Raw genomic sequence first — 23270 nt, 5'->3', positions numbered from 1 at the left:
GCCGGGCTGAAATCAGGCGCGGCGCAGGAATGACGGCGGCTGCGCGGCGGGCCTCGGGGTGCCCGAGCGGAAATCGTCGAGCATCCGCCGCAAGGCGCCCGCATCCTCGTCGGTGAAGCCGCGCTTGAAGTCGGTCAGAAGCAGTCGCGAGCGCGTGAACCAGTTGCCCGGCGCGTCGTCGAGCGCGCACCAGCTCGCGGACGGGACGTCGGGCACGTGCTGCCTGAGCCATGCCATCGCCTCGCGCTCCCGCAAGCCGTGGAGTTCCGAGCCGTGCTTCGGGATCAGATGCGGCGTCGCGCCGGCGACACGCCCCCGCAGGTCTTCGGAGAAGCGGCTGACCAGTTTCGACAACGAAAACAGCACGCGCCAGTCGGACGCGATCACGATCCGCGCTTCCTCGTAATCGCGCACGACCGCCTCGATCAACGGCAGGCAGCGAAAATCCTCGACCTCCCCCCAGGGGTGGGTCACCCCGTCGAAATCCATGAAGATATAGGCAGGCTGAGTCATCGGACGACGCGCGGGATTAGGGGGCGATTCGGCGCCTAATCCAAAACGGGGCAAATTCGAGGCCTGCTAGAATGCTGCATTGCGTCATCAACTGCAAGTTCGGCGGCGCGACCAATAAATGAAGCAGCTCGGGGGAACCCGACCGCGTCCCGAAGCCGAGGCTGCGCGCCTGTCCACCACCCGTTACGGAACGTTCTCATGAAGCCCCTCGTGAATCTCGAAGGCAAGATCGGCCTGATCACCGGCATCGCCAACGAAAAGTCGATCTCGACCGGCGTCGCCGAAGCCTGCGCCGAAGCCGGCGCGAAGCTGATCCTCACTTACCAGAATGAAAAGACCCGCGCGTTCATCGAGCCGGTCATCGCCCGGCTCGGCATCACCGACGCCTATCTGATGGACGTCACCCGGCCGGAAACGCTCGCCGACGTCTTCGCGCGCATCGATGCGACCCACGGCAAGCTCGACTTCGCGATCCACAGCATGGCGTTCGCGAAGCGCGACGATCTGCATGGGCGCGTCGTCGACACGTCGGCCGACGGTTTCGCGATGGCGATGGACGTCTCGACGCATTCGTTCGTGCGTCTCGCGAAAATGGTCGAGCCGCTGTTCGAAAAGGCCGGTGGGGGTTCGCTCGTGACGATGACCTATCTCGGCAGCGAAAAGGTCATCGCGAACTACGGCGTGATGGGCCTGTGCAAGGCCGCGCTCGAAGCGGCGACGCGCTACATGGCGTACGAACTCGGCGCAAAGAACATCCGCGTCAACGCGGTTTCGCCCGGTCCGCTGATGACCCGCGCAGCCTCCGGCATCGCCGGCTTCGACGGCCTGATGGCCGCGGCGGTCGAGCGCTCGCCGATGCACAGCCTCGTGACGCCCGAGGACATCGGTGCGCTGACGGCCTTCCTCGTGTCCGACGCGGGCCGCCTCGTGACCGGCGGCGTCCATTTCGTCGACGCCGGCTACAACATCATGGCCTGATCGCGCGGGTTTCCGCAGGTGACCGACGTCGCGGACGCCCGCGAAAGGATGGGCCGGGAGCCGGTGTTACTGCCGGATCCCGTCCCCGTCCATCCGCTGCTCGCCGGCCAGGCCGAAATCGGCCGCGGCGAGTACAGCATCGTGCTCGACCACGACGACGCGGAACGTGTGTACAAGGTCGTCAGCTCCCCCGCGGACCTCTTCCTCTACACGGCGGACGACCGTCCGCGCGGCCCGCACTTCCCGGTCGTCTACGCGAACCACGGCGCGATCGGTCGCGCGAGTTCGGGCTACCCGTTCCATCTGCTCGAAATGGAACGCCTTTTTCCCCTTCGCGAAGGCAGCCCCGCCGCGGACCTCGCGAACCGGCTGATCGAAGCCTACTGGTTCGCGTGTCAGCAATGGAGCCGCCTCGGGCCCGACATGGGGCGGATCGCGCTGTACCACCTCGCGGTGACGCCGGCGGACATGCCCGACAGCCTGAAGCAGGCGCTCAAGGCGCTGTCGGACTTCGTCGAGGACTATCAGGTCCTGCCCGACATCCTCAACGCGAACAACCTGATGGCGCGCGCGGATGGGACGCTCGTTTTTTCCGATCCGGTCTTCATCGCCTGAAACGGGGCCGCGGCGGGCCGGGGGTATGATGTCCGCCCCAGTCACCCCCGGATTCGGCCATGTCGGACTGTCACGACCATCCCCCCGAGCTGCCGGGCCGCGCCGAAATCGGCATCGCTCGCACCGGAAGTTTCGATCCGGCGGCTTTCGAACAGGCCGTCAATGATCTGCTGAAAGCGTGCGGCGTCGCGCCCGACACGCCGCACATGGGCCGAACCGCGCCCCGGGTGCGCGAACTGTGGCAACGGCGGCTGCTCGGCGGCTATGAGCTGGATCCTGCCGAAGCACTCGGGGACGGCTTCGCCGACGAGCGAACCGACATGGTCGTGATCCGCGGCATCGCGGTGCACGGCGTCTGTCCCCACCACCTCGTGCCGTTCCGCGGCGTCGCCCACGTCGCCTACCTGCCGGGCGGCCGGCTGCATGGGTTCGGGCGCATCGCGCGGCTCGTCGACGCGATCGGGCACCGTTTCACGTACCAGGAATGGATGACGCGCGATATCGCCGACGCGCTGCTCACGCACGGCCGCGCGCGCGGCGCCGCCTGCATCATCGAAGCGGAACAGCTTTGCCTGCTGCTCGGCGAGGATCGCCGCGGCGACGAACGGGTCGTCACGCAAGCGTTTACCGGCGAGTTCGAGACCCGCGACACGCTGCGCGCGGAATTCCTGCACGCGGTATCGCTGCGCGTCGGGCGCTGAGCCCGACGGCCAGCGTCAGTAAAGCGTGAAGGTCGATGCCCGCGTCGGACCGAGGTCGACGTCGAGCATGACGACGCGCTCGCCGAGCAATACCAGGCTGCCTCGGCGCCGGTCGTTGCCCGACGACGAGAACTCGAAGTCGTAGACGCGGCGCAAGCGCAGACGGCCGTCGTCATCGCGTGCCGCACGCACCGACCGCCGCGCGACCGTCTCGTCGAGAAGCTGCACGTCCTCGCGCCGGCACGCGGCGCGCGCCGCTTCGACCGCGACGTCGCGCGCCCGCACGCTGTCGAACCAGTACCAGCCGAGCGCGCACAGCAGCGCGAAGCCGAACAGCTCGATCGCGGAGACGGACAGCATCGGGCGTTACCTCAGGGGGACGGAAGGTCGAGCATCATGCCGCGGATCGCGAAGAACATCACGCTTCCGAGCACGGCCGCCGCGGGAACGGTCACGAGCCACGCCGACACGATGCGCCGGATCTGCGAGCGTTTGACGAGTTCGTCCTTATAGACCTGCCGAAGCTGCCTCCGCTCGGACTTCGAAAAATTCGCCGGGTCGAGTTGCCGCTTCGACCGCTCCTTGAGCTCGCTCAGCATCTCGCCCTTCGCCGCTACGCCGGCCCTGGTGAAGCGCGCAATGAAGGCTTCGATCGCGTCCTGGTCGGCGTCCGGGTGATGCGCCTTGATGTCCGCAATCATGCGTGCCTCGCGTCCGAGCAGGTACTCGCGCAGAAAGCCGACGCCGAATACCGCGCCGACCGCGATGTGCGTCGAACTGACGGGCAGCCCGAAGGCGCTCGCGATCAGGACCGTCACCGCGGCGGACATCGCGACGCAGAACGCGCGCATCTGGTCGAGCTCAGTGATCTCGCTGCCGATCGTGCGCACGATGCGCGGGCCGAACAGCGCGAGGCCGACGCAGATCCCGAGCGCACCGATGAGCATCGTCCACAGCGGCACCGGCAGCTGCGGCGCGCGCATCACGCCGCCGTGACCGAGCTCGACGACGATCGCCGACAGCGGCCCGACGGCGTTCGCGACGTCGTTCGAGCCGTGGGCGAAGCTCAGCAGCGCCGCGGCGACGATCAGCGGCAGCGTGAAGAGTCGATTGACGCTCTTGCGCGTGTTCGCGATCGATCGCGCGCGACGCGCGACGAGCGGCCGGGCGACGAAGAACACGACGACACCTGCCGCCACGCCGACGAGCAGCGCGTCGACGAGATCGATCTCGAGCAGCCGCGTGCGCCCCTGCATCAGCAGGTAGCTCGAGAACGCGAAGGCCATCGCGGCGAGGAGGTAGGGCACGGTGCAGATCGCGGCCCCGACCATGTCGGCCTGGAACAGGATGCGGCGCTTGATCAGGTAGAGGAATCCTGCCGCAACCGCACCGCCGAGCAGCGGCGACACGATCCAGCTCACGACGACCGCCATGATGACCTGCCAGTTGACGACGTCGGCGCCGTGCGCCGCGACGCCGGCGCCGAGCAGCGCGCCGACGATCGCATGCGTCGTCGACACCGGCGCGCCAAATGCGGTCGCGACGTTCAGGAACAGCCCCGCGCCCATCAGCGCGGCGAGCATCGACCAGATCAATGCTTCACGGTCGACGATCCGCGCCGGGTCGAAGATGCCGCTGCGCATCGTGCCGACGACCTCGCCGCCCGCGATCAGCGCCCCGGCGGCCTCGAACATGGCCGCGATCGCGAGCGCGACGCCGAGGCTCATTGCGCGGGCGCCGACCGCGGGCCCGACGTTGTTGCCGACGTCGTTGGCGCCGATGTTAATCGCCATGTAGCCGCCGAGCACCGCCGCGATCGCGAGGATGACCGCGTTTTCGCCGTCGGCGACACGCGCCGCGAACAGCATCGCGCCGATGATGTAGATCAGCGCAAGGCCCAGCCTCAGGATCTCGCCGCTACCCTTGCGCGACGCCTGCTCGATCTGCGAGATATGCTCGAATTCCACCGGAGATCCGTGACGAAGGTGCCGACGATGGCGCCGGCTTCAGAGTTTGTCGTATTTTTCGTGCCGCCCCCGCGCCTTCTCCACCGGGTAGCGCGTGGTATTGATCGCGAGCTTGCGATGCGAGGCGTCGGCGAGGTCTATGTCCAGCACGTCGGCAAGGCGGACGAGGTACAGCAGCACGTCGGCGAGTTCCAGCGCGACCGCCTCGCGTTGCTCGGTGGACAACGCCGCCGACGCTTCCGGCGTCAGCCACTGGAAATGCTCGATGACCTCGCCGGCCTCGCCCGACAGCGCCATCGCCAGATTCTTCGGCGTGTGGAACCGCTCCCAGTCCCGTTCGGCGGCGAACGCGCGCAGCGCATCGCGCAGCATCAGCAAACTGTCCGGCGTGCTCATTCGATGTGATGCTCCAGGTCGAAAGCGCCGTTGCCGTCTTCGCCGAGGTTGCGCGCGAGCCACGGCATCGCGGCTTCGAGGATTTCGGGCAGGATCCACGGCGGATTGACGATGTACAGGCCGCTGCCGAACATCCCGAAACCGTCCCGCGACGGCTTCGAGACCGCCAGGCGGACGTCGAGCCAGCTTTCGGCCCCGAGTCCGGCGAGCCGCCCGGGGAGCTGGCGCGCTTCGGTGCGCGCGAGCATCGGGTACCAGACCACGTACGTGCCGCCGGGAAAACGCTTCATCGCGTCGGCAACCGTGTCGACGACCCGCCGGTAGTCGTCCTTGACCTCGTAGGGCGGATCGATCAGCACGACGACGCGTCGCGTCGGCGGCGGCAGCAGGCTGCGCAGTCCGGCGAATCCGTCGGCCTTGCGCACCAGCACGCGATCGCCGTCGTGCGCGAAAGTCTGCCCAAGCAGCGCGGCGTCGGCCGGGTGCAGTTCGAACAGCCGCATCCGGTCCTGCTCGCGCAACTGCGTCATCGCGATCGCGGGCGAACCGGGATAGAACGTCAGTCGCCCGTGCCCGTTGAACTGCGCCAGCGCATCGAGATACGGCCGCATCTGCGCAGGCAGGTCGTCCCGCTGCCACAGTCGTCCGATCCCGCTCGCGAACTCCGCGGTCTTGCCCGCCTGCTCGCTTTCGAGCGCGTAACACCCCGCACCCGCATGCGTGTCGATGTACCACCACGGTTTGTCCTTCCGGTTGAAATACCGCAGGAGTTCGACGAGCACGAAGTGCTTGAGGACATCGGCGTGATTACCGGCGTGGAAGGCGTGACGATAGCTCAGCATGAAGGGGAATTCGGTCGAAGCGGGGCGGGAATGCTATCACTGCGCCGGGCGCAAGGCTCGAGGCGACAAGGCCGTTCTCGCCCCGTTGCGGGCAGTCCGTCGGACCGGGAGCAGCGAAAATCGCGCCCGACGTCTTGCCGCGCAACCCCATCCCCTTGATATCATTGCATCCCCGCACTGCTGCAGCGCGGCACCCTATAAAGAGAGACGAGGAATGGCGATATACGCCCTTGGAGACCGCACGCCCCGCTTTGGGGAAGGCTGCTGGGTCGCCGACAACGCAACCGTGATCGGCCGAGTGGAAACCGGCAGCAACGTCAGCATCTGGTACAACGTCGTGATCCGGGGCGACAACGATCCGATCCTGATTGGCGACGACACGAACATCCAGGACGGCTCTATCCTGCACAACGACGACGGCGTGCCGCTCGTCATCGGCTCGCACGTGACCGTCGGTCACATGGCGATGCTGCACGGGTGCACGATCGGCGACGGCACGCTGATCGGCATCAACGCGGTCGTGCTGAACCATGCCGTCATCGGCAAGAACTGCATCATCGGCGCCAACGCGCTCATCCCGGAAGGCAAGGTGATCCCGGACCGGTCGCTCGTCGTCGGCTCGCCCGGGCGCATCATCCGCGAACTGACGGACGAGGACATCGAGGGGATCCGGAAAAACGCCGCGAACTACGTCGCCAACGCGCGCATGTACGCGACCGAATCGCGCCACATCAACCCGTTCGGCTCGCCGAAGTAGCGCCCCTCGGGCTCGCGCACCGGTGTGCCGGAGCGCATCAGCCAGATCAACGCGGCGAGGATCATCGTCCCGCCGGCGACAGTTCGGCGCGATCGCCTCGCCGAGAAAAACGGCGGCGAGAACGAACCGTGACGACCGGTTCCAGCGTCGCCGCATCGGCGGCGCCGAGCTTGCTGCCCCCCGCGAAAAGCCGAAAGCTTGCCGAACCGGGCGAAGACGGTCAACGGAGCCGCGCGCCGGTCAACGGAGCCGCGCGAGGAGGTGTCGCGGATACCGGAAACCGCTCGCGACCGTGCCGTATTCGTGTTTTTTTTACAAGCCATTACAGCGGACCGCCCACGCCTTGTGGAAGCGGCTGTACACTGCGCCCCGGATTTACCCATACGGATTTTCGATATGTGTCGCGCCGCGAGCCGGTACTTGCGCTTCTTGCCGACTGCTTTCGTGCTCGCTTTCGCACCCTTGTCCGCCGTCGCGCACCCGTCCGCGGAACCGGCGATTCCAACGGTCGAACTGTCTGCCGAAGCGAGCCGACCGGCCCCGAACGACATGGCGATCGCGAACGCCTACTTCGAGGCGAGCGGCACCGACCCGGCGAAACTCGCGGACCACGTCAATGGCACCGTCGCGTCCGCGCTCGAAGAGATCCGACGGTCCCCCGACATCAAGGTCAAGACCGCGGGAACGGGCACCTATCCCGTCTACGGCAAGGACGGACGGCGGATCGAAACCTGGCGGATGCGCTCCGAGCTTCAACTCGAGAGCCGCAACCTCCCCGCCCTCGCGAAACTCCTCGGAAAGCTCCCGGCGAGCCTCGCGGTGTCCGGGCTGGTGATGCAACCCGCACCCGAGACACGTAAAAACGTCGCCGACCAGGTCGCCACCGATGCGCTCCGCGCCTTTCAGGTGCGCGCCAAGACGATCGCCGACACGCTCGGCCGGGCCTACCGCATTCGCCAGCTTTCCATCGGCTATGGCGGCGGGCAGCCGATTCGTCCAATGAAATCGATGGCCTTCCGCGCCGAGGCGGCGCCGATGCCGATCGAAGCCGGTGAAACCGAGATCGTCGTAACGGTCAACGGAACGGTTGAACTGACCGATTGACCGCAGCGCGTCTTTCCCCCCACTCCTTCCTCATGGAGCAGCGAACCTGAAATCCCGTACCTTCGCCCTCGCCGGCCTCCTCGCGGCCGCCGGAATGCTGGCCACTACCGCCTATACCCGCGAGACGTCCCGGACGGTCGGCTACTCATGCCCCGACGGCGAACGCTTCACCGTCGAGTTCCACCAGGACCACATTCGCCTGCGCACCGGCGCGGGAATCTTCGCGCTGGCAGTCGATCCCTCCGCGTCCGGCGAGAAGTATTCCGACGGTTACACCGTTTTTTCGGCAAAGGGCTCGCAGGCGCAGCTCGAGCGCCCCGGCGTCGCGCCGCATACGAACTGCATGTCGCTAAAGCAACCGATCTGATCGGGCGCGGCCGGCAGGCGGCGGGCTACGATCCGCACAAGTTCGCGTTCCGCGGCCGACGCGCTGCAGCACGCGCCGGCCTGGACGGCCCGTAAGCCTTCAACTATCGTTCGGGCGAACGTCACCGGACCTCACCGATGCCATTTCGCTTCCGAAATCGCCTGGTCATCGTTGTGCTCATTGCGTTGCTCGGCGCGTGCAGCAGTGTGCCGCCGACGTCATCGACCGGGACGCCCGGCGCAGCCGGAATGGAAACGCCGCGGAGCGGCAGCGAATACTTCTCGCTCGACGACCATCGGCAGTCCCAGGAGATGGTGATCTTCGCGCTCGGTCTGCTCGACACCGGCTATCGTTTCGGTGGCCGCAATCCGGACGCCGGGCTCGACTGCAGTGGAATGGTCAGCTACATCGTCGAACAGGTCAGCGGCCGGCGGCTACCGCACAACGCCGCGCAGATCGCCGAGCGGACGCGGCCGATCTCGATCGCGGCGCTGCAGGCCGGCGACCTAGTATTCTTCAATACGCGCGCCCGCAAGCACTCGCACATGGGCATTTACATGGGCGACGGAAAGTTCGTCCACGCTCCATCGAGCCGCGGGGCGGTGCGTATCGAGCGGCTCGACAACCCGTATTTCAAGCCGCGAATCGACGGCGCCCGGACCCTGCTCGCCGAAAACTGACCACCGGGGCCCGCGACAGGGCGGCGCCGACCCGAAGATCGGGCGCAAGTCCGGCGCCGGAAGCGATGACCTTCGTTCACCAGGAGGATGAGACATGCTCGCACGCAGGATTCGGGATGTGATCAGGGATCAAAAGATTCTCGTCGGTGAAGCCGACATGACGGTGCGCGACGCCACACAACGCATGGCCGCGGCGCACGTCGGAGCGATCATGATCGGCCGGGACGGACGCCTCGTCGGGATCTTCACCGAACGCGACGCGCTGGTCCGCGTGCTGGCGGCGGGACTCGATCCCGACACCACGCGGCTCCACCAAGTCATGACGGATCACCCGCTTGCGGTGACACCGGACACGCTGCTCGGCCACGCACTCCACCTGATGCACGACGGCGGCTTTCGCCATGTCCCCGTCGTCGAGGACGGGCAACCCGTCGGGATGGTATCGGCCCGTGACGCGCTCGGGATCGAGATGGTCGCGTTCGAGGACGAATTGCACCGGCGCGACATCATCACGCAAGTGCTGTGATGGTTCTGCGCGGCGCGCGCTCGCGGATTACGGCTTCTTGGGGATGTGGACGAAAATTTCGTTGGGCTTCGTCAGGCCAAGTTCGAAGCGTCCCCGCTCCTCGATCGCCTCGTTGCCCGACTTGAGATCGCGCACTTCGGCTTCGAGGCCGGCGTTGCGTTGCTCGAGTTCCTGATTCCGCTCGCGCTGCGCATGGAGTTGCCGGTCCACGTCCCACACGCGGAGCCAGCCGCCCTTGCCGAGCCATAGCGGGTACTGCAGGACGATCACCAGCACGGCGAGGACGATCACGGGCCAACGCATAGTCGAAGGGATTGCAGAAGCGCCGGCGACGGAACGGTCGCAAGCGAAACAGCGTTATTCATCGGGTCCGGACTGCAACGAGGCCGGCGGTTGAGCGCCGGCCTCCCTTTTTACTGCGCGACGACCGGCGCGACAACGCCGGTCACACGACCGGATACGCTCAGCGCACCCGCAGATTGTAGAACGCGCGGCGTCCCGGATAACTGACCGTGTCGCCGAGATCTTCCTCGATCCGCAGCAGCTGGTTGTACTTCGAGATCCGGTCCGAACGCGACAGCGAGCCGGTCTTGATCTGCATCGCATTGAGGCCGACCGCGATGTCGGAGATCGTCGAGTCCTCGGTCTCGCCCGAGCGGTGCGAGATCACTGCGGTATAGCCCGCGCGCTTGGCCATCTCGACCGCCGCGAAGGTTTCCGTGAGCGTACCGATCTGGTTGATCTTGATGAGGATCGAGTTCGCGATGCCCTGGTCGATGCCCTGCTCGAGAATCTTCGTGTTCGTCACGAAGAGGTCGTCGCCGACGAGTTGCAGACGGCGGCCGAGCTTGTCGGTCAGCGTCTTCCAGCCGGCCCAGTCGTTCTCGGCCATGCCATCCTCGATCGAAACGATCGGGAAGCGATCGGCAAGCGTCGCGAGGTAATCCGCGAAGCCTTCGGACGTCAGCGTCAGCCCTTCGCCGGCGAGCACGTACTTGCCGTCCTTGTAGAACTCCGACGCCGCGCAGTCGAGCGCGAGCAGCACGTCACGGCCCGGCTCGTAGCCGGCCGCCGCGATCGCGTCCTGGATCATGTTCAGCGCTTCCTCGGTGCCGCCGACGTTCGGCGCGAAGCCGCCTTCGTCGCCGACGGTCGTCGGGTAGCCTTTCTTGTCGGTGAGCTTCTTCAGGTGATGGAAAATCTCGGCGCCGCAGCGCAGCGCCTCGCGGAAGTTCGGCATCGACACCGGCATGATCATGCATTCCTGGATGTCGAGGCTGTTGTTCGCGTGCGCGCCGCCGTTGATGACGTTCATCATCGGCACCGGCATCGCCATCGGCCCCGAGCCGCCGAAGTAGCGGTACAGCGGCAGGCCGGCCTCCTCGGCAGCGGCCTTCGCGATGGCCATCGACACGGCGAGCGTCGCGTTCGCGCCGAGGCGCGACTTGTTCTCGGTGCCGTCGAGCTCGATCAGCGTGCGGTCGATGAAGGCCTGCTCTTCGGCGTCGAGGCCGATCAGCGACTCGGAAATCTCGGTGTTGACGTTTTCGACCGCCTGCAGGACGCCCTTGCCGAGGTAGCGCCCGGCGTCGCCGTCGCGCAGCTCGATCGCTTCGCGCGAGCCGGTCGACGCGCCCGACGGCACCGCGGCGCGCCCCATGACGCCGGATTCCAGCAGGACGTCCGCCTCGACCGTCGGGTTGCCGCGGGAGTCGAGGATCTCGCGGGCAATGACATCAACGATTGCACTCATGAATTTTTCCTGTCGTTCTAACGGGATGAAAAACTTCGGAATGGGATGGCGGCGCGAGGACGCGCCGGCCGTTCAGCGCGCCGTTTCGAGGGAACCGTGCGACTTCACGACGACGTCGATTTCCTTCAGCGTCGCGAGCAGCGCCTTCATCGCCGGTAGCGGCCACGCGTTCGGGCCGTCGGACAGCGCCTTCGCCGGGTTCGGGTGCGTTTCCATGAAGAGGCCGGCGATGCCGACCGCGACGGCCGCGCGGGCGAGCACCGGCACGAATTCGCGCTGTCCGCCCGACACCGTGCCCTGCCCGCCCGGCAGTTGCACCGAGTGCGTCGCGTCGTAGACGACGGGGCAGCCGGTCTCGCGCATGATCGCGAGGCTGCGCATGTCGGAGACGAGGTTGTTGTAGCCGAAGGACGCGCCGCGCTCGCAGACCATGATCGTGTCGGCGCCACCGTTCGCCTCACGCGCCTTGTCGACGACGTTTTTCATGTCGCCGGGTGCGAGGAACTGGCCTTTCTTGATGTTCACCGGCTTGCCGCTTGCAGCGACCGCGTGGATGAAGTCGGTCTGCCGGCACAGGAACGCGGGCGTCTGCAGGACATCGACCGCCGCGGCGACCGCCGGCACTTCGTCGATCGCGTGCACGTCGGTCAGCACCGGCACGCCGAGCTGTTTGCGCACGTCGGCGAGGATTTCAAGCCCCTTCTCCATGCCCATCCCGCGGTACGACTTGCCGGAGCTCCGGTTCGCCTTGTCGTACGAAGACTTGTAGATGAACGGAACGCCGAGCTCCGCGCAGATGTCCTTCAACGCGCCGGCGGTCTCGAACGCCATGTCACGCGACTCGATCACGCAGGGACCGGCGATCAGGAAGAACGGCTTATCGAGGCCGACCTCGAATCCGCAAAGTTTCATCTCGACTCCTTCAGGCCGACGCCGGCTGCTTGCGCGCGAGCGCGGCCTTCACATATGCAGTGAACAACGGGTGGCCTTTGCGCGGGTTCGACGTGAATTCCGGATGGAACTGGCAGCCGACGAACCAAGGGTGATCAGGTAGTTCGATCATTTCGCACAGGTCCGTGCCCGGCGCGCGGCCGGAAACCCGCAGGCCCTTCGCTTCGAGTTCGGCGAGCAGCGTGTTGTTCACTTCGTAACGGTGCCGGTGCCGCTCGACGATGTCACCTGCGCCATACACTTCGCGCGCGAGCGAACCTTCGGTGAGGTGGCAGACCTGCGCGCCCAGGCGCATCGTGCCGCCGAGGTCCGACGCTTCGCTGCGCTTTTCGACCTTGCCGCTGCGGTCCTGCCATTCGGTGATCAGGCCGATCACCGGATAAGACGTATCGCGCTCGAACTCCGTCGAATGGGCACCCTTCATGCCGGCCACGTCACGGGCGAACTCGACGACCGCGAGTTGCATGCCGAGACAGATGCCGAGGTACGGGACCTTGTTCTCGCGCGCGTAGCGGATCGCCGCGATCTTGCCTTCGGTGCCGCGCTTGCCGAAACCGCCCGGAACGAGGATCGCGTCCATCTTCTCGAGCACCTCGCAGCCGTCGCGTTCGATGTCCTCGGAGTCGATGTAATGGATCTTGACCTTGCTCTCGCTGTGCATCCCGGCGTGCGACAGCGCCTCGATCAGCGACTTGTACGACTCGGTCAGGTCGACGTACTTGCCGACGAACGCGACGTCGACCGCGTACTTCGGCTTTTCGAGCACGCCGATGAGGTTCTCCCAGACGGTCAGGTCGGCGGCGCGCGCGAGGATGTTCAGCTTGTGACAGACGATCTCGTCGAGCATCTGGTCGTGCAGCATGCCCGGGATCTTGTAGATCGAGTCGGCGTCCAGACACTCGATGACTGCTTCAGGCATCACGTTGCAGAACAGCGCGATCTTGCGCCGCTCGTCCGCGGGAATCGAGCGGTCGGCGCGGCACAGCAGGATGTCGGGCTGGATGCCGATCTCGCGCAGTTCCTTGACCGAATGCTGCGTCGGCTTCGTCTTCAGCTCGCCGGCGGTCGGGATGTACGGCAGCAGCGTCAGATGGATGAAGCAGGTGCTGTTGCGGCCTTCCTCGATGCCCATCTGGCGGATCGCTTCGAGGAATGGCAGAGACTCGATGTCGCCGACCGTCCCGCCGACTTCGACGATCGCGACGTCCGCGCCTTCCGCGCCGCGCTTGATGTATTGCTTGATCTCGTCGGTGATGTGCGGGATCACCTGCACCGTCTTGCCGAGATATTCGCCGCGGCGCTCCTTCTTGATCACCGCCTCGTAGATCTGGCCGGTCGTGAAGTTGTTGCGCTTGCTCATCCGGGCGCTGGTGAAGCGCTCGTAGTGGCCGAGATCGAGATCGGTCTCGGCGCCGTCTTCGGTAACGAACACCTCGCCGTGCTGAAACGGGCTCATCGTGCCCGGGTCGACGTTGATGTAGGGATCCAGCTTGAGGTGGGTAACCTTGATGCCGCGGGATTCGAGAATGGCCCCGAGCGAGGCTGCCGCGATGCCCTTGCCCAGGGAGGACACGACACCGCCGGTAACGAACACGTATTTGGTCATGGGAACGCTGATGCGGGAAAGCGCGATGATAACCGAAGACGGTAGCCCGCCGGAAGCGACGCCGGCCGGCTGCGCGAGACCGGGCGCTGCCCCGGCCGGCACATCGAGCATGGCGTGTTCCGACTCGACCGGACGCGGCGACGCGAAGTTCCCCCGGCTCGTCCTCTTCGGGGCATTCGACCGCCACAACTTCGGCGACCTGCTGCTCGCCCACTGCGCGGCGGCGCGCCATCGCGAACGCGAGCCGCTCTTCGCGGGCCTCGCCGCACGAGACCTGACGGCCTTCGGCGGCCACCGCGTCGAGCCGCTGGGAAAGGTGCTTGAGTCGCTTCGCGATGAAGTCGTCGAACTCGTGCACGTTGGCGGGGAGGTGCTGACGACGACCGCGTGGGAAGCCGCGGTAATGCTGCGAAGCTCCGCCGATGCCGCCGCAGCGATCGCGGCTTATGAGCGGGATCCGGACGCGCGCCGGGACTGGGCCGCGCGGACGCTGCGCAGCGGCCGACGTGTCCCCTATGTCATCGATCGCAACCTGCTACCGTCCGGCTGGACCGTCCATTTCGACGCCATCGGCGGCGTCGTGCTCGACACGCTGAGTCCCGACGAACGCGCAGAAGTATTCCGCGCGCTGAAGTCCGCCGCGTCGGTCAGCGTGCGCGACCGCCGCACTGCCGAAGCGCTTCGCGAAGCCGGCATTCGCGCCGATCTCGTACGCGATCCGGCCGCTGCGACCGCCGCCCTCCTCGGGGACGCGATCGCGGCACGGGCGCGCACCGGCGAAGTCGCGGCGTTGTCCGCTCGAATGCCGGACTGGATCGCGCTACAGCTCGCCGCCGACCACGGCGACGACGCCTCACTCGACCGGCTCGCACAGGCGCTGCATGAACGCGCGACGCTCCGCGACTGCGGGGTCGTCCTGTTCCGCGCAGGTCTTGCCCCGTGGCACGACGACCGCGACACGCTCGAGCGGCTGTCCAGGCGCCTGACCGGGCGGCCGGTCGCGATCCTCGAGTCGGCGCACCTGCTCGACATCTGCGCCCTGCTCGCCCGAGCGCGCGCTTACCTCGGCACGAGCCTGCACGGCTGGATCGTCGCCGACAGCTTCGCCGTGCCGGCGTGTTGTCTCGTGCGCGGCGCGCGCGACAAGGCCGCGGCCTATGTCGACACCTGGTCGCCGCGCCCGCGCAAATGGCGCACGCTCAATGACGCCGAGCTGCTCCCGCCCCCGGCTGCCTCCCGCTAATCGCGCCTTCGGCACCCGCTCAGGAGGATGTCCGCTGCGGCAGGACCGACCCGGAAGAGTCCCCGAGCGACTTCGCGACGACGACTACGCGTCGCTCCGCGGGCGCGTCAGCGGATGAATTCGCGGTTCACTTCGCGGAAAAGCTCGGTGCCGCCGCGCTGCAGCCATTCGAAGGCGACCATCTCGCGGGACACGATTTCGATGCCGTGATGGCGCATCCGGGCGAACGCGAGGTCGCGGTTGGCCGGGTCGCGGGAACCGGACGCGTCGGCGACGACGAAGACTTCCTTGCCCGCCCAGCGCAGGTCGAGCGCGGTCTGCTGGACGCAGACATGCGCCTCGGTGCCGCAGACGACCACCTGTCGGCGCCCGTTGACCGCCGTCGGCTCGAGGCAACCGTCGGCGGCTGCCGAAAAGCACTCCTTGGTCACGAACTCGGCGCCGGCCGCGGCAACCTTGACCGGCTCCAGCGTGTAGCCGATCTTCGCCGGAAAATGCTCGGTCACGACAACCGGGACTCCGACGCGCGCAGCAACGCCCGCGAGCCACGCGCAGTTCGCAGCCACCCGCGGCCCGTCGTGGATCAGCGGCGCGAGCCGCTCCTGGACATCGATGATCAGCAGGACGGACGACGCACGGGTCATCAACATCGAAGTTCTCCTCAGCTTTTCAGTTCGGCGCGGTCCCTGAAATGCTCCAGGGCCGCGGGGTTGTCGAGCGCATCCAGATTCTTCACCGGCTGGCCGTGGATCACATTGCGCACGGCGAGCTCGACGAGTTTGCCGCTCTTCGTGCGCGGAATGTCGGCGACCTGCAGGACTTTCGCCGGCACGTGGCGCGGCGTGGTGTTGTCGCGGATCGTCTGCCTGATGCGCGCGACGAGTTCGTCGTCCAGCGCGCGCCCGGCGCGCAGCTTCACGAACAGGACGACGCGCACGTCGCCTTCCCAGTCCTGCCCGACGACGATCGCTTCGACGACCTCGGGCAGCTTTTCCACCTGGCGGTAGATTTCGGCGGTCCCGATGCGCATCCCGCCGGGGTTGAGCGTCGCATCCGACCGACCATGGATCACGAAGCCCCCGCGGGCCGTGATCTCGCAGAAATCGCCGTGATGCCAGACGTTGTCGAAGCGCTCGAAATACGCCGCGTGGTATTTCGAGCCGTGCGGATCGTCCCAGAATCCGAGCGGTATCGCCGGGAACGGCTTCGTGCAGACGAGTTCCCCCCGCTCGCCGCGCACCGGATAACCCTCGTCGTCGAAAACCTCGACTGCCATGCCGAGGCCGCGGCACTGGATCTCGCCGCGCCAGACTGGCAGGATCGGGCAGCCGAGCACGAAGCACGAGACGATGTCCGTTCCCCCCGAAATCGACGACAACCACAGGTCCGGCTTGATCGCGCGATACACGTAGTCGAAGCTTTCCGGCGTCAGCGGACTGCCGGTGCTGAGCATCGCCCGGACGCTGGCGAGGCGGTGCGTTTCGCGCGGCTGCAAGCCGAGCTTCGCGATCCCGTCGATGAATCTCGCCGACGTGCCGAAATGCGTCATCCCTTCGGCGTCGGCGTAATCGAACAACACGGTCCCGTCGGCGATCAGCGGCGAGCCGTCGTACAGCAGCAGCGTCGCGCCGGAAGCGAGGCCCGACACCAGCCAGTTCCACATCATCCAGCCGCAGGTCGTGAAATAGAACAGGCGGTCGCCCGGTTTCACGTCCACATGCAGCAGGTGCTCCTTTAGGTGCTGCAGCAGCACGCCGCCCGCGCCGTGCACGATGCATTTCGGCGCGCCGGTCGTGCCCGACGAATACAGGACGTAGAGCGGCTGGTCGAACGGCAGCCGCTCGAATTCGATCCCGGTGACGTCGTGATGGGGCGCGAGGAAGTCGGCGAGCATGCGCGCGTGAGCAATTCCGCCGAGGTCGTGTTCGGCGCGGATATACGGCACGACGACGACGCGGCTCACCGAAGGCAGTTGCCGCACGATGTCGCCGAGCTTGCCGAGCCCGTCGATGACCCGGCCGTTGTAGAAGTAGCCGTCGGCCGCGATCAGCACCTTCGGCGCGGTTTGCCGAAAGCGGTCGAGCACCCCCTGGACGCCGAAATCCGGCGACGCCGACGTGAAGATCGCACCGATGCTCGCGGCCGCAAGCATCGCGACGACCGTCTCGGGCATGTTCGGCATATACGCGGCGACGCGATCGCCGCAGACGACGCCCGCTTCGCGCAGCGCCGCGGCGAAGCGCGCGACTTGGCGGTAGAGCTCGCCGTGCGTGAGGCGATTCTTGACTTCGTCCTCACCCCAGAAAACGAGCGCGTCGGTGTCGTCGCGGCTGCGCAACAGGTTCTCGGCAAAGTTCAGGCGCGCATCCGGGAACCACCGTGCCCCCGGCATCCGGTCGCCGTCGACGAGGACTCTTTCGCCACGCTCGCCGATCACGCCACCGAACTCCCACAGGCTCACCCAGAATTGCTCGGGACTCGCGATCGACCAGTCGTGCAGCGCGTCGAAATCCGGCAATCTCACGTCCCAGCGCTGTTCGGCGCAGCGCCGGAATGCCGTCAGGTTCGAAGCTGCGATGCGCTCCGCGGACGGTGCCCAAAGCGGCTGATCGGGGCAAGGCGTCATGGCAGTCTCCGGTGCCCGGGATTCGGGGAGCGTCAAATCAGAGCATTGAGCGAAGCCGGTCGGGCAACGGCACCGACTTGTTTGTGCGATTGTCCATCCACACGACCTTTGCGGCGCCCTCGGCGAAAAGCCTGTCGTCGCCTTCGACGAAAAGCTCGTACCACGTCATCAGGCTGCTGCGGCCCGGCTCGCCGCCGTAGACTTTCACGATCACGGTCGCGGGATAATTCACCGGTATCAGGAACGTGCAGCTCGCAGTGATGATGACGGCTCCGGCGGGCTCAGTGGGACCGACCGGGAAATCCATCTGTTCGATCCACTCGACCCTTGCCTGCTCGAAGAAGCGGAAGTAAACGGTGTTGTTAACATGGCCGTAAAAATCCATGTCTCCCCACCGAACGGGAATCCGGGCCGTGTGCAGGAGCTTGCGCGCGTCGTCCATGAAAGAGCATCCCCCTGTTGGTTGCATTCGAAGGCTAATGTAACATACGGTCCCGTATGGGTGGCGGCGAACCTGCTTTGCGCGGCCGCGGAGTCATCAGCCCGACTACAAATCGATAAGCGGGGACAGAAATGGAGAATGGGATGGAACGCGAATCAATGGAGTTCGATGTCCTGATCGTCGGCGGCGGCCCGGCCGGCCTTGCCGCGGCGATCCGGCTCAAGCAGCTTGCCAACGAGAAGGGAACGGAGCTGGCGGTCTGCCTGATCGAGAAGGCTTCCGAGATCGGCGCCCACATCCTCTCCGGTGCGGTCATGGACCCGCGCGCGCTGACCGAACTCGTTCCCAACTGGAAGGAACGGGGCGCCCCGCTCAATACCGCGGTCACCGAAGACCGCATGATGTTCCTCGACGAAAAAGGCGCCCGCAAGGTGCCCAACAACCTGTTGCCGGGCTGTTTCCTGAACCACGGCAACTACATCGTGCGCCTCGGCAACGTCGCGAAGTGGCTCGGCGAGCAGGCCGAAGCGCTCGGCGTCGAAGTCTACCCGGGCTTCGCCGGCGCCGAGATCCTGTACGACGAGAGGGGCGCGGTCAAAGGCGTCGCGACCGGCGACATGGGCGTCACGCGCGAAGGCGAACACGGGCCGGCCTACCAGCCGGGCATGGAGCTGCACGCGAAGTACACGCTGTTCGCCGAAGGCTGTCGCGGGCACCTCGGCAAGCAGCTCGAAGCGAAGTACAACCTCCGAAACGGCGTCGACCCGCAGACCTACGGCATCGGCCTAAAGGAGCTGTGGGAAGTGCCGGCCGACCGTCACGTGCCGGGCCTCGTCGTGCACACGGCCGGATGGCCGATGCCGACGGACACCTACGGCGGGGGCTTCGTCTATCACCTCGAGGACAAGCTCGTCGCGGTCGGCTACGTCGTCGGCTTGAACTACTCGAATCCGCACCTCGCGCCGTTCGAGGAGTTCCAGCGTTACAAGACGCACCCCGAGATCCGCAAATTCCTCGAAGGCGGCAAGCGGCTCGCGTACGGCGCGCGCGCACTGACCGCGGGCGGCCTGCAGAGCCTGCCGAAGCTGGTGTTCCCGGGCGGAGCGCTCGTCGGCGACGACGCCGGCTTCCTCAACGCCGCGCGGATCAAGGGCAGCCACGCGGCGATCAAGTCGGGCTCGCTCGCGGCCGAAAGTGCGTTCGCCGCGCTCGCGGCCGAGCGCAGCGGCGACGAACTGGCGTCGTACCCGGACGCCTTCCGCGCGAGCTGGCTGCACGAGGAACTGCACAAGACGCGCAACTTCAAGCCATACATGAAGAAGGGCCTGTGGATGGGTTCCTTGCTGTTCGGCATCGACCAGCAGGTCTTCCGCGGCAAGGCGCCGTGGACGCTGCACAACACCGCCGACCACACCGCACTGAAGCCCGCGTCCGAGTGCTACAAGATCACGTATCCGAAGCCCGACGGCGTGCTGACCTTCGACCGCCTGTCGTCGGTGTTCCTGTCGAACACGAACCACGAGGAAGACGAGCCCTGCCACCTGCAGCTCAAGGATGCGTCAATCCCGATCAAGGTGAACCTCGCGAAGTACGACGCGCCCGAGCAGCGCTACTGCCCGGCCGGCGTCTACGAGATCGTTCGCGACGCCGACGGCACGAACCCGCGCCTGCAGATCAACGCGCAGAACTGCGTCCACTGCAAGACCTGCGACATCAAGGACCCGCTGCAGAACATCAACTGGGTCACCCCGCAGGGCGGTGAAGGGCCGATCTACCAGGGGATGTAAACGACGCACCGCGGCGACCGGCCGTGCCGCGGGAGGCGCTTTCCCGTCCCGCCCGACCGTAGAAGGCCCCGCCCGCGCGGGGCCTTCGTTTTCAGTTCGCGGCCGTGGTGAGGCCGAGCGACCGGCGCGCGTCGGGCTCGGCGACGACGCCGGAAACCGCGTGTTTGCCGCCCCGCCCGTCGAATATCAGCGTACGCGGCAGCTCGCCGCGCCAATTCGGATCGAGCGCGTACGCGAGGGCTTCGGGCGCGGCGTCCCCGTACGCATACCGTGCGCCGGGCACCGCGAGGCGATCGAGCGGCTCGGCGAGACGCGGGGCGGCGGGCTCGACCGCGACGGTGACGAGCCGCAGTTGCGGATGGGCGCGCACCATCTCCGAGAACAGCTTGAGATTCTTCTTGCAATAGACGCAGTCGTACGACCACAGCGCAACGATCGTCGGACGGTCGTGACTGGCCGGATTCGCGATCTTCTCCGCCGCGGCACGATCGAGAATGGCGAAGTCTGCGGCAAGGGCGAGCGGTGCCGCGAGACACCAGCCCACGGCGGCCAATAAACGGATCCATTTCATTTCAGTTCGTACCCCTTCATGCCTTCCATCCCGGTGCGCCAGAACGCGAACAATTCGTCCCCGCGGCGCAGCACGCGGGGCTGATCGGAAGCCCCCGCCGTCGACGCCAGTTCGATCGCGCGGAAATGTCGCCCACCATCGTCCGACAGCTCGCCGCGCAGTCGCGTGCGTTCACCGTCGAATTCCTTCCAGACGATTGCGATGCGGCTGCCGCTGGCGCCGATGTCCGCGTGCGCCGCACGGTCGCCGCCGATCGCACGCTGCCCTTCGACGCGCCCGCCCGCGAGCCGGCCGTAGAACACGCGCGCTTCTCCGTCCTTCTCGTTGAACCAGACGGCGTGCCGCGTCCCCTCCGGCGCGACCGCGAGCGACGGCCCGTGGTGCGGGCAGGCGTCGATCCGCCAGCGGTCGAACGTCGCGCGCGTAACCTCGCCGGCCGCACCGTCCGGTCCGATCTTCGCGAGCGCATGGTCGCGCTCGTTCGGCTCGAAAACGTGCCGCCACAGCACGAGCGGCAGGCCGTCGGTGTCGTTCGCGATCGCGATCCGGCAGCACTCGCAGGAATGATCCGCGACCTTCACTTCGGGCCGGAACGTCCGCCCGCCGTCGTCGGACAACGCGGCATACACCGCCGCGCCGCGATACTCGCGCTCGTCCGCCTGCGCGGTTTCGAGGTCCCGCTTGTCGATCCATGCCACGAGGACCTGCCCGCTCCCCGTGACTGCCAGCGTCTCGAAGCGATGCGTGATCTCCCGGCGATCGCGATGCACGGTGGTCGGCTCGCCGAACTGCCGCCCGTCGTCGGAACGCGCGAATCGGATTTCGCCGGTATAAGGCTTCGCGAGCGGGCGCGTCCATGACACGAGCACGCCGCCGTCACGCGCGAACGCGAGCTTCGGACGGTTATCGCCGTCGGCGGAGATCGCTTCCGGCGCCGCGTTGACGGTGGCGGGCTCGCTCCAGGTCGCGCCTTCGTCGGTGCTTCGATAGAGCAGCACGTGCTGTCCGCCCTTCGATACCGCGTAGAGCGAGCCGTCCGGCGCGAACGCGGCGCTCGTGCCGAGTTCGGGTTTCGCCGGCTTCGCGCTCCCGTGCGGGTGGACGTGGCCCTGAGCCGCGGCGTTGGCGGCGAAGCCGAGCGCCAGCAGCGCGACGCCGGCGAAGCGGAGGAAGCGGCCGGGCCGGATTTCTTTCATCGCGCGACCTCCCGAGTGCGAGCGAGCGCGGGGCAAACCGATGTTGCACGTCACCATTTCGCCTCGACTCCCGCAATCACCGTGCGCGGCAGGGCAGGCGAATACGCCGGCGTGCTGTTGGTCGAGAGCTGCGCACTGTCGGCGTAACGCCGGTCGGTGAGATTGTTGACGCTGCCGAACAACGAGACTTTCGGCGTCAGCGCAAAGTTGCCGCGCAGGTTGAAGACGTTGTGCCCGCCGTATTTCACCGTGTTCGCGTCGTCGAGCCAGTACGAACCGATCCCGATCCACTCGAACTGCGCGCGCAACGCATCGGTCGGCGTCCACGTCAGGCGCGCGTTCGAGATGAAGCGCGGCGCGCTCTGCTGCTCGTTGCCACTGAAGTCGCCTTGGTTCGTCGTCCAGTCGACGAATTCGTGCTTCGCGTACGACAGCGCGACATCGAGCCGCAGGTTGCGCACGACCGGCGCACCGAGCCCGAGTTCAACGCCGCGATGCCGCGTCTTGCCGGCATTCGTCGCGATGGTCTGCGTCGTTACCGGATCGCGCTGGCTGACGATGTCGTCGCGCTTCGTCAGTTCGTAAGCGACGAGATCGTAGGAGACGCCTGCCGCCACCCCGCGCACGCCCAGTTCGTACTGCTCGGCCTTGATCGCGTCGAGTTCGAGCGCGGACTGCGCGAGGGCCCGGGCAGCGGCGAGACTCCGCGGCACGTCAAGTACGCCGTTCCTGTCGCGAATCGAGGTCCGCGACGGCCGGAAGAGCTGTGACTCCGACGGCGCACGAAAGCCCTGGTTGTACGACGCGAAAAGATGGGTCTGGACACCGAGCGCATAAGTCGCCCCGAGCTTCGGCGTCGCACGGCGGAAACTGACGCGACTATCGCTCGACTGGCCATAGAAGCTGCTGTCGACCCGAATAACGTCACCGACGAATTTGTTGTCGAAATCGAAGCGCATGTCGTCGTAGCGCAGGCCCGCGGTCAATCGCAGCTTTTCGGTCGGCGAGATCTCGCCGTGCAGATACGGCGAGATGCCGCGGTACTCGACGTCGTAGTCGTAGATCCGCGGGCCGACCCGGTAGGCGATGAATTCCTCGCTCGCCCCGGCGCCCCGCGTCGTCGGATCGACCCGGTTCTCGCGCCGGCTGCCGGGACTGACATCGAGGTCGACGCCGGCGATCAATCGCGCGCGCAGCGGGACGAAATCCTGGCGCCACTTCGCCATCAGCCCGTACGACCGGTTTTCCGTCTTCGCGATCGACGGATCGAAGCGCAGCGCGAAGCTCGCGAGCAGGTCCATGCTGTTGTCGCGCACGTATGGGGTGATCGAAAGCAGCGAGTCGCCCATGTCACGCTCGTAGCTCGTCGACAGTCGCAGCGCGCTGACCTCGCGGAATGCGATCGGCAGGTAGTTCCTCGTCGGGTCGTGCTTGTAGTCGCCGCGGACGAGCGGCGAGTTCGCGCCGGTCTCCTGGTCGATCTCCGAAAAGCCGAGCACCGTCTTCAGCAATGTGCTGTCGCCGATGAAATGATCCCAGCGCAGCGTGCCGCTCTTGCGGTCGTACCCGGTGTCGTCGCGCCAGCCGTCGGTCTTCGTCAGGTTGAGGTCGCCCCGCCAGCCGCCGTTTTCATAGCCGTTCCCGCCGCT

Annotated in this window: 25 protein-coding genes; 10 read left to right on the top strand and 15 right to left on the bottom strand. The window is 66.7% G+C overall.

Annotation, left to right across the window (positions count from 1 at the left end; translation table 11 throughout):
• Window positions 1-12 precede the first annotated feature (12 nt).
• Window positions 13-513 carry an HAD domain-containing protein gene (locus V6M37_RS15375; RefSeq protein WP_332674780.1) on the bottom strand — a complete coding sequence of 167 codons (501 nt, stop codon included), beginning with the start codon at window positions 511-513 and terminating at the stop codon, window positions 13-15.
• A gap of 198 nt (window positions 514-711) precedes the next feature.
• Between V6M37_RS15375 and fabI the strand changes: the two genes are divergently transcribed.
• The 3 genes from fabI to folE are packed head-to-tail and all read left to right on the top strand — an operon-like array spanning window position 712 to window position 2807.
• Window positions 712-1491, top strand: a complete 780-nt coding sequence (gene fabI / locus V6M37_RS15370; protein ID WP_332674778.1) for an enoyl-ACP reductase FabI — start codon at window positions 712-714, stop codon at window positions 1489-1491.
• Window positions 1492-1509: 18 nt separating this feature from the next.
• Window positions 1510-2106 (top strand): hypothetical protein, encoded by a 597-nt coding sequence (locus tag V6M37_RS15365; RefSeq protein WP_332674776.1) that lies wholly within the window; start codon window positions 1510-1512, stop codon window positions 2104-2106.
• 59 nt (window positions 2107-2165) lie between these two features.
• Complete coding sequence (folE, locus tag V6M37_RS15360; RefSeq protein WP_332674774.1) at window positions 2166-2807, top strand: GTP cyclohydrolase I FolE; 642 nt, start codon at window positions 2166-2168, stop codon at window positions 2805-2807.
• Between the two features lie 15 nt (window positions 2808-2822).
• On the opposite strand, the gene V6M37_RS15355 is transcribed toward folE, so the two are convergent.
• The 4 genes from V6M37_RS15355 to V6M37_RS15340 are packed head-to-tail and all read right to left on the bottom strand — an operon-like array spanning window position 2823 to window position 6012.
• Window positions 2823-3167, bottom strand: coding sequence for a DUF3301 domain-containing protein (locus V6M37_RS15355; protein ID WP_332674773.1), 345 nt, complete (start codon window positions 3165-3167; stop codon window positions 2823-2825).
• Between the two features lie 11 nt (window positions 3168-3178).
• Complete coding sequence (locus V6M37_RS15350; RefSeq protein WP_332674772.1) at window positions 3179-4774, bottom strand: inorganic phosphate transporter; 1596 nt, start codon at window positions 4772-4774, stop codon at window positions 3179-3181.
• A gap of 39 nt (window positions 4775-4813) precedes the next feature.
• Complete coding sequence (locus tag V6M37_RS15345; RefSeq protein ID WP_332674771.1) at window positions 4814-5170, bottom strand: nucleotide pyrophosphohydrolase; 357 nt, start codon at window positions 5168-5170, stop codon at window positions 4814-4816.
• Complete coding sequence (locus tag V6M37_RS15340) at window positions 5167-6012, bottom strand: 23S rRNA (adenine(2030)-N(6))-methyltransferase RlmJ (RefSeq protein WP_332674768.1); 846 nt, start codon at window positions 6010-6012, stop codon at window positions 5167-5169. The genes V6M37_RS15345 and V6M37_RS15340 overlap by 4 nt, the downstream gene beginning before the upstream one ends.
• Window positions 6013-6226: 214 nt before the next feature.
• Here V6M37_RS15340 and V6M37_RS15335 point away from each other — a divergent pair, with 214 nt between their 5' ends.
• The 5 genes from V6M37_RS15335 (at window position 6227) to V6M37_RS15315 (ending at window position 9446) form a co-directional block, all read left to right on the top strand.
• A complete protein-coding gene (locus tag V6M37_RS15335; RefSeq protein WP_332674766.1) occupies window positions 6227-6769 on the top strand; it encodes a gamma carbonic anhydrase family protein in 543 nt (180 codons plus the stop codon).
• Window positions 6770-7165: 396 nt separating this feature from the next.
• A complete protein-coding gene (locus tag V6M37_RS15330; protein WP_332674765.1) occupies window positions 7166-7873 on the top strand; it encodes an SIMPL domain-containing protein in 708 nt (235 codons plus the stop codon).
• Between the two features lie 94 nt (window positions 7874-7967).
• Window positions 7968-8240, top strand: coding sequence for an MliC family protein (locus V6M37_RS15325; protein WP_332674764.1), 273 nt, complete (start codon window positions 7968-7970; stop codon window positions 8238-8240).
• 137 nt (window positions 8241-8377) lie between these two features.
• The gene (locus V6M37_RS15320; RefSeq protein ID WP_332674762.1) at window positions 8378-8920 is read left to right on the top strand and encodes a C40 family peptidase; all 543 of its coding nucleotides are present in this window, start codon (window positions 8378-8380) and stop codon (window positions 8918-8920) included.
• A gap of 118 nt (window positions 8921-9038) precedes the next feature.
• On the top strand, window positions 9039-9446 hold the full coding sequence (locus tag V6M37_RS15315) for a CBS domain-containing protein (RefSeq protein ID WP_332674760.1): 408 nt from the start codon (window positions 9039-9041) through the stop codon (window positions 9444-9446).
• 27 nt (window positions 9447-9473) lie between these two features.
• Here the strand turns inward: V6M37_RS15315 and ftsB are convergent, their stop codons facing one another.
• From ftsB to V6M37_RS15295, 4 genes are all read right to left on the bottom strand, one after another.
• A complete protein-coding gene (ftsB, locus tag V6M37_RS15310) occupies window positions 9474-9749 on the bottom strand; it encodes a cell division protein FtsB (RefSeq protein WP_332674759.1) in 276 nt (91 codons plus the stop codon).
• A 160-nt stretch (window positions 9750-9909) separates the two neighbouring features.
• Window positions 9910-11199 carry a phosphopyruvate hydratase gene (eno, locus tag V6M37_RS15305; protein ID WP_332674758.1) on the bottom strand — a complete coding sequence of 430 codons (1290 nt, stop codon included), beginning with the start codon at window positions 11197-11199 and terminating at the stop codon, window positions 9910-9912.
• Between the two features lie 72 nt (window positions 11200-11271).
• Window positions 11272-12111 (bottom strand): 3-deoxy-8-phosphooctulonate synthase, encoded by an 840-nt coding sequence (gene kdsA, locus V6M37_RS15300; protein ID WP_332674756.1) that lies wholly within the window; start codon window positions 12109-12111, stop codon window positions 11272-11274.
• Between the two features lie 10 nt (window positions 12112-12121).
• Window positions 12122-13756 (bottom strand): CTP synthase, encoded by a 1635-nt coding sequence (locus tag V6M37_RS15295; RefSeq protein ID WP_332674755.1) that lies wholly within the window; start codon window positions 13754-13756, stop codon window positions 12122-12124.
• 25 nt (window positions 13757-13781) lie between these two features.
• On the opposite strand from V6M37_RS15295, the gene V6M37_RS15290 reads away from it, so the two are divergent.
• Window positions 13782-14999, top strand: a complete 1218-nt coding sequence (locus V6M37_RS15290; protein ID WP_332674753.1) for a polysaccharide pyruvyl transferase family protein — start codon at window positions 13782-13784, stop codon at window positions 14997-14999.
• Window positions 15000-15106: 107 nt separating this feature from the next.
• On the opposite strand, the gene V6M37_RS15285 is transcribed toward V6M37_RS15290, so the two are convergent.
• The 3 genes from V6M37_RS15285 to V6M37_RS15275 are packed head-to-tail and all read right to left on the bottom strand — an operon-like array spanning window position 15107 to window position 18067.
• On the bottom strand, window positions 15107-15649 hold the full coding sequence (locus V6M37_RS15285; protein ID WP_332674750.1) for a hydrolase: 543 nt from the start codon (window positions 15647-15649) through the stop codon (window positions 15107-15109).
• Window positions 15650-15660: 11 nt separating this feature from the next.
• Window positions 15661-17625 (bottom strand): acetoacetate--CoA ligase, encoded by a 1965-nt coding sequence (locus V6M37_RS15280; protein ID WP_332674749.1) that lies wholly within the window; start codon window positions 17623-17625, stop codon window positions 15661-15663.
• Window positions 17626-17662: 37 nt separating this feature from the next.
• Window positions 17663-18067, bottom strand: a complete 405-nt coding sequence (locus V6M37_RS15275; protein WP_332674748.1) for an acyl-CoA thioesterase — start codon at window positions 18065-18067, stop codon at window positions 17663-17665.
• Window positions 18068-18210: 143 nt separating this feature from the next.
• Between V6M37_RS15275 and V6M37_RS15270 the strand changes: the two genes are divergently transcribed.
• Entirely contained in the window at window positions 18211-19854 is a 1644-nt protein-coding gene (locus tag V6M37_RS15270) for an electron transfer flavoprotein-ubiquinone oxidoreductase (protein WP_332674745.1), read from the top strand.
• A gap of 91 nt (window positions 19855-19945) precedes the next feature.
• Here the strand turns inward: V6M37_RS15270 and V6M37_RS15265 are convergent, their stop codons facing one another.
• The 3 genes from V6M37_RS15265 to V6M37_RS15255 form a co-directional block, all read right to left on the bottom strand.
• A complete protein-coding gene (locus tag V6M37_RS15265; RefSeq protein WP_332674743.1) occupies window positions 19946-20425 on the bottom strand; it encodes a TlpA family protein disulfide reductase in 480 nt (159 codons plus the stop codon).
• Complete coding sequence (locus V6M37_RS15260; protein ID WP_332674741.1) at window positions 20422-21621, bottom strand: sialidase family protein; 1200 nt, start codon at window positions 21619-21621, stop codon at window positions 20422-20424. The genes V6M37_RS15265 and V6M37_RS15260 overlap by 4 nt, the downstream gene beginning before the upstream one ends.
• Before the next feature lie 50 nt (window positions 21622-21671).
• Window positions 21672-23270: TonB-dependent receptor (locus V6M37_RS15255; protein WP_332674740.1), on the bottom strand; the 1599-nt coding region annotated here is incomplete at its 5' end.

Origin of the sequence: Aromatoleum sp., from assembly GCF_036675785.1 — a bacterium.
In the GTDB taxonomy this organism is placed as follows: domain Bacteria; phylum Pseudomonadota; class Gammaproteobacteria; order Burkholderiales; family Rhodocyclaceae; genus Aromatoleum.
This window is presented reverse-complemented; position numbering and strand designations above follow the sequence as displayed.

What these genes read in the sequence shown, in the direction of transcription:
- fabI (WP_332674778.1), top strand. Translation starts at nt 712, where the DNA reads ATGAAGCCCCTCGTGAATCTCGAAGGCAAGATCGGCCTGATCACCGGC.
- V6M37_RS15330 (WP_332674765.1), top strand. Translation starts at nt 7,166, where the DNA reads ATGTGTCGCGCCGCGAGCCGGTACTTGCGCTTCTTGCCGACTGCTTTC.
- V6M37_RS15320 (WP_332674762.1), top strand. Translation starts at nt 8,378, where the DNA reads ATGCCATTTCGCTTCCGAAATCGCCTGGTCATCGTTGTGCTCATTGCG.
- V6M37_RS15295 (WP_332674755.1), bottom strand. Translation starts at nt 13,756, where the DNA reads ATGACCAAATACGTGTTCGTTACCGGCGGTGTCGTGTCCTCCCTGGGC.
- V6M37_RS15285 (WP_332674750.1), bottom strand. Translation starts at nt 15,649, where the DNA reads ATGTTGATGACCCGTGCGTCGTCCGTCCTGCTGATCATCGATGTCCAG.
- V6M37_RS15325 (WP_332674764.1), top strand. Translation starts at nt 7,968, where the DNA reads ATGCTGGCCACTACCGCCTATACCCGCGAGACGTCCCGGACGGTCGGC.
- eno (WP_332674758.1), bottom strand. Translation starts at nt 11,199, where the DNA reads ATGAGTGCAATCGTTGATGTCATTGCCCGCGAGATCCTCGACTCCCGC.
- V6M37_RS15265 (WP_332674743.1), bottom strand. Translation starts at nt 20,425, where the DNA reads ATGAAATGGATCCGTTTATTGGCCGCCGTGGGCTGGTGTCTCGCGGCA.
- V6M37_RS15375 (WP_332674780.1), bottom strand. Translation starts at nt 513, where the DNA reads ATGACTCAGCCTGCCTATATCTTCATGGATTTCGACGGGGTGACCCAC.
- ftsB (WP_332674759.1), bottom strand. Translation starts at nt 9,749, where the DNA reads ATGCGTTGGCCCGTGATCGTCCTCGCCGTGCTGGTGATCGTCCTGCAG.
- V6M37_RS15280 (WP_332674749.1), bottom strand. Translation starts at nt 17,625, where the DNA reads ATGACGCCTTGCCCCGATCAGCCGCTTTGGGCACCGTCCGCGGAGCGC.
- V6M37_RS15335 (WP_332674766.1), top strand. Translation starts at nt 6,227, where the DNA reads ATGGCGATATACGCCCTTGGAGACCGCACGCCCCGCTTTGGGGAAGGC.
- V6M37_RS15260 (WP_332674741.1), bottom strand. Translation starts at nt 21,621, where the DNA reads ATGAAAGAAATCCGGCCCGGCCGCTTCCTCCGCTTCGCCGGCGTCGCG.
- V6M37_RS15355 (WP_332674773.1), bottom strand. Translation starts at nt 3,167, where the DNA reads ATGCTGTCCGTCTCCGCGATCGAGCTGTTCGGCTTCGCGCTGCTGTGC.
- kdsA (WP_332674756.1), bottom strand. Translation starts at nt 12,111, where the DNA reads ATGAAACTTTGCGGATTCGAGGTCGGCCTCGATAAGCCGTTCTTCCTG.
- folE (WP_332674774.1), top strand. Translation starts at nt 2,166, where the DNA reads ATGTCGGACTGTCACGACCATCCCCCCGAGCTGCCGGGCCGCGCCGAA.
- V6M37_RS15340 (WP_332674768.1), bottom strand. Translation starts at nt 6,012, where the DNA reads ATGCTGAGCTATCGTCACGCCTTCCACGCCGGTAATCACGCCGATGTC.
- V6M37_RS15275 (WP_332674748.1), bottom strand. Translation starts at nt 18,067, where the DNA reads ATGGACGACGCGCGCAAGCTCCTGCACACGGCCCGGATTCCCGTTCGG.
- V6M37_RS15270 (WP_332674745.1), top strand. Translation starts at nt 18,211, where the DNA reads ATGGAACGCGAATCAATGGAGTTCGATGTCCTGATCGTCGGCGGCGGC.
- V6M37_RS15345 (WP_332674771.1), bottom strand. Translation starts at nt 5,170, where the DNA reads ATGAGCACGCCGGACAGTTTGCTGATGCTGCGCGATGCGCTGCGCGCG.
- V6M37_RS15290 (WP_332674753.1), top strand. Translation starts at nt 13,782, where the DNA reads ATGATAACCGAAGACGGTAGCCCGCCGGAAGCGACGCCGGCCGGCTGC.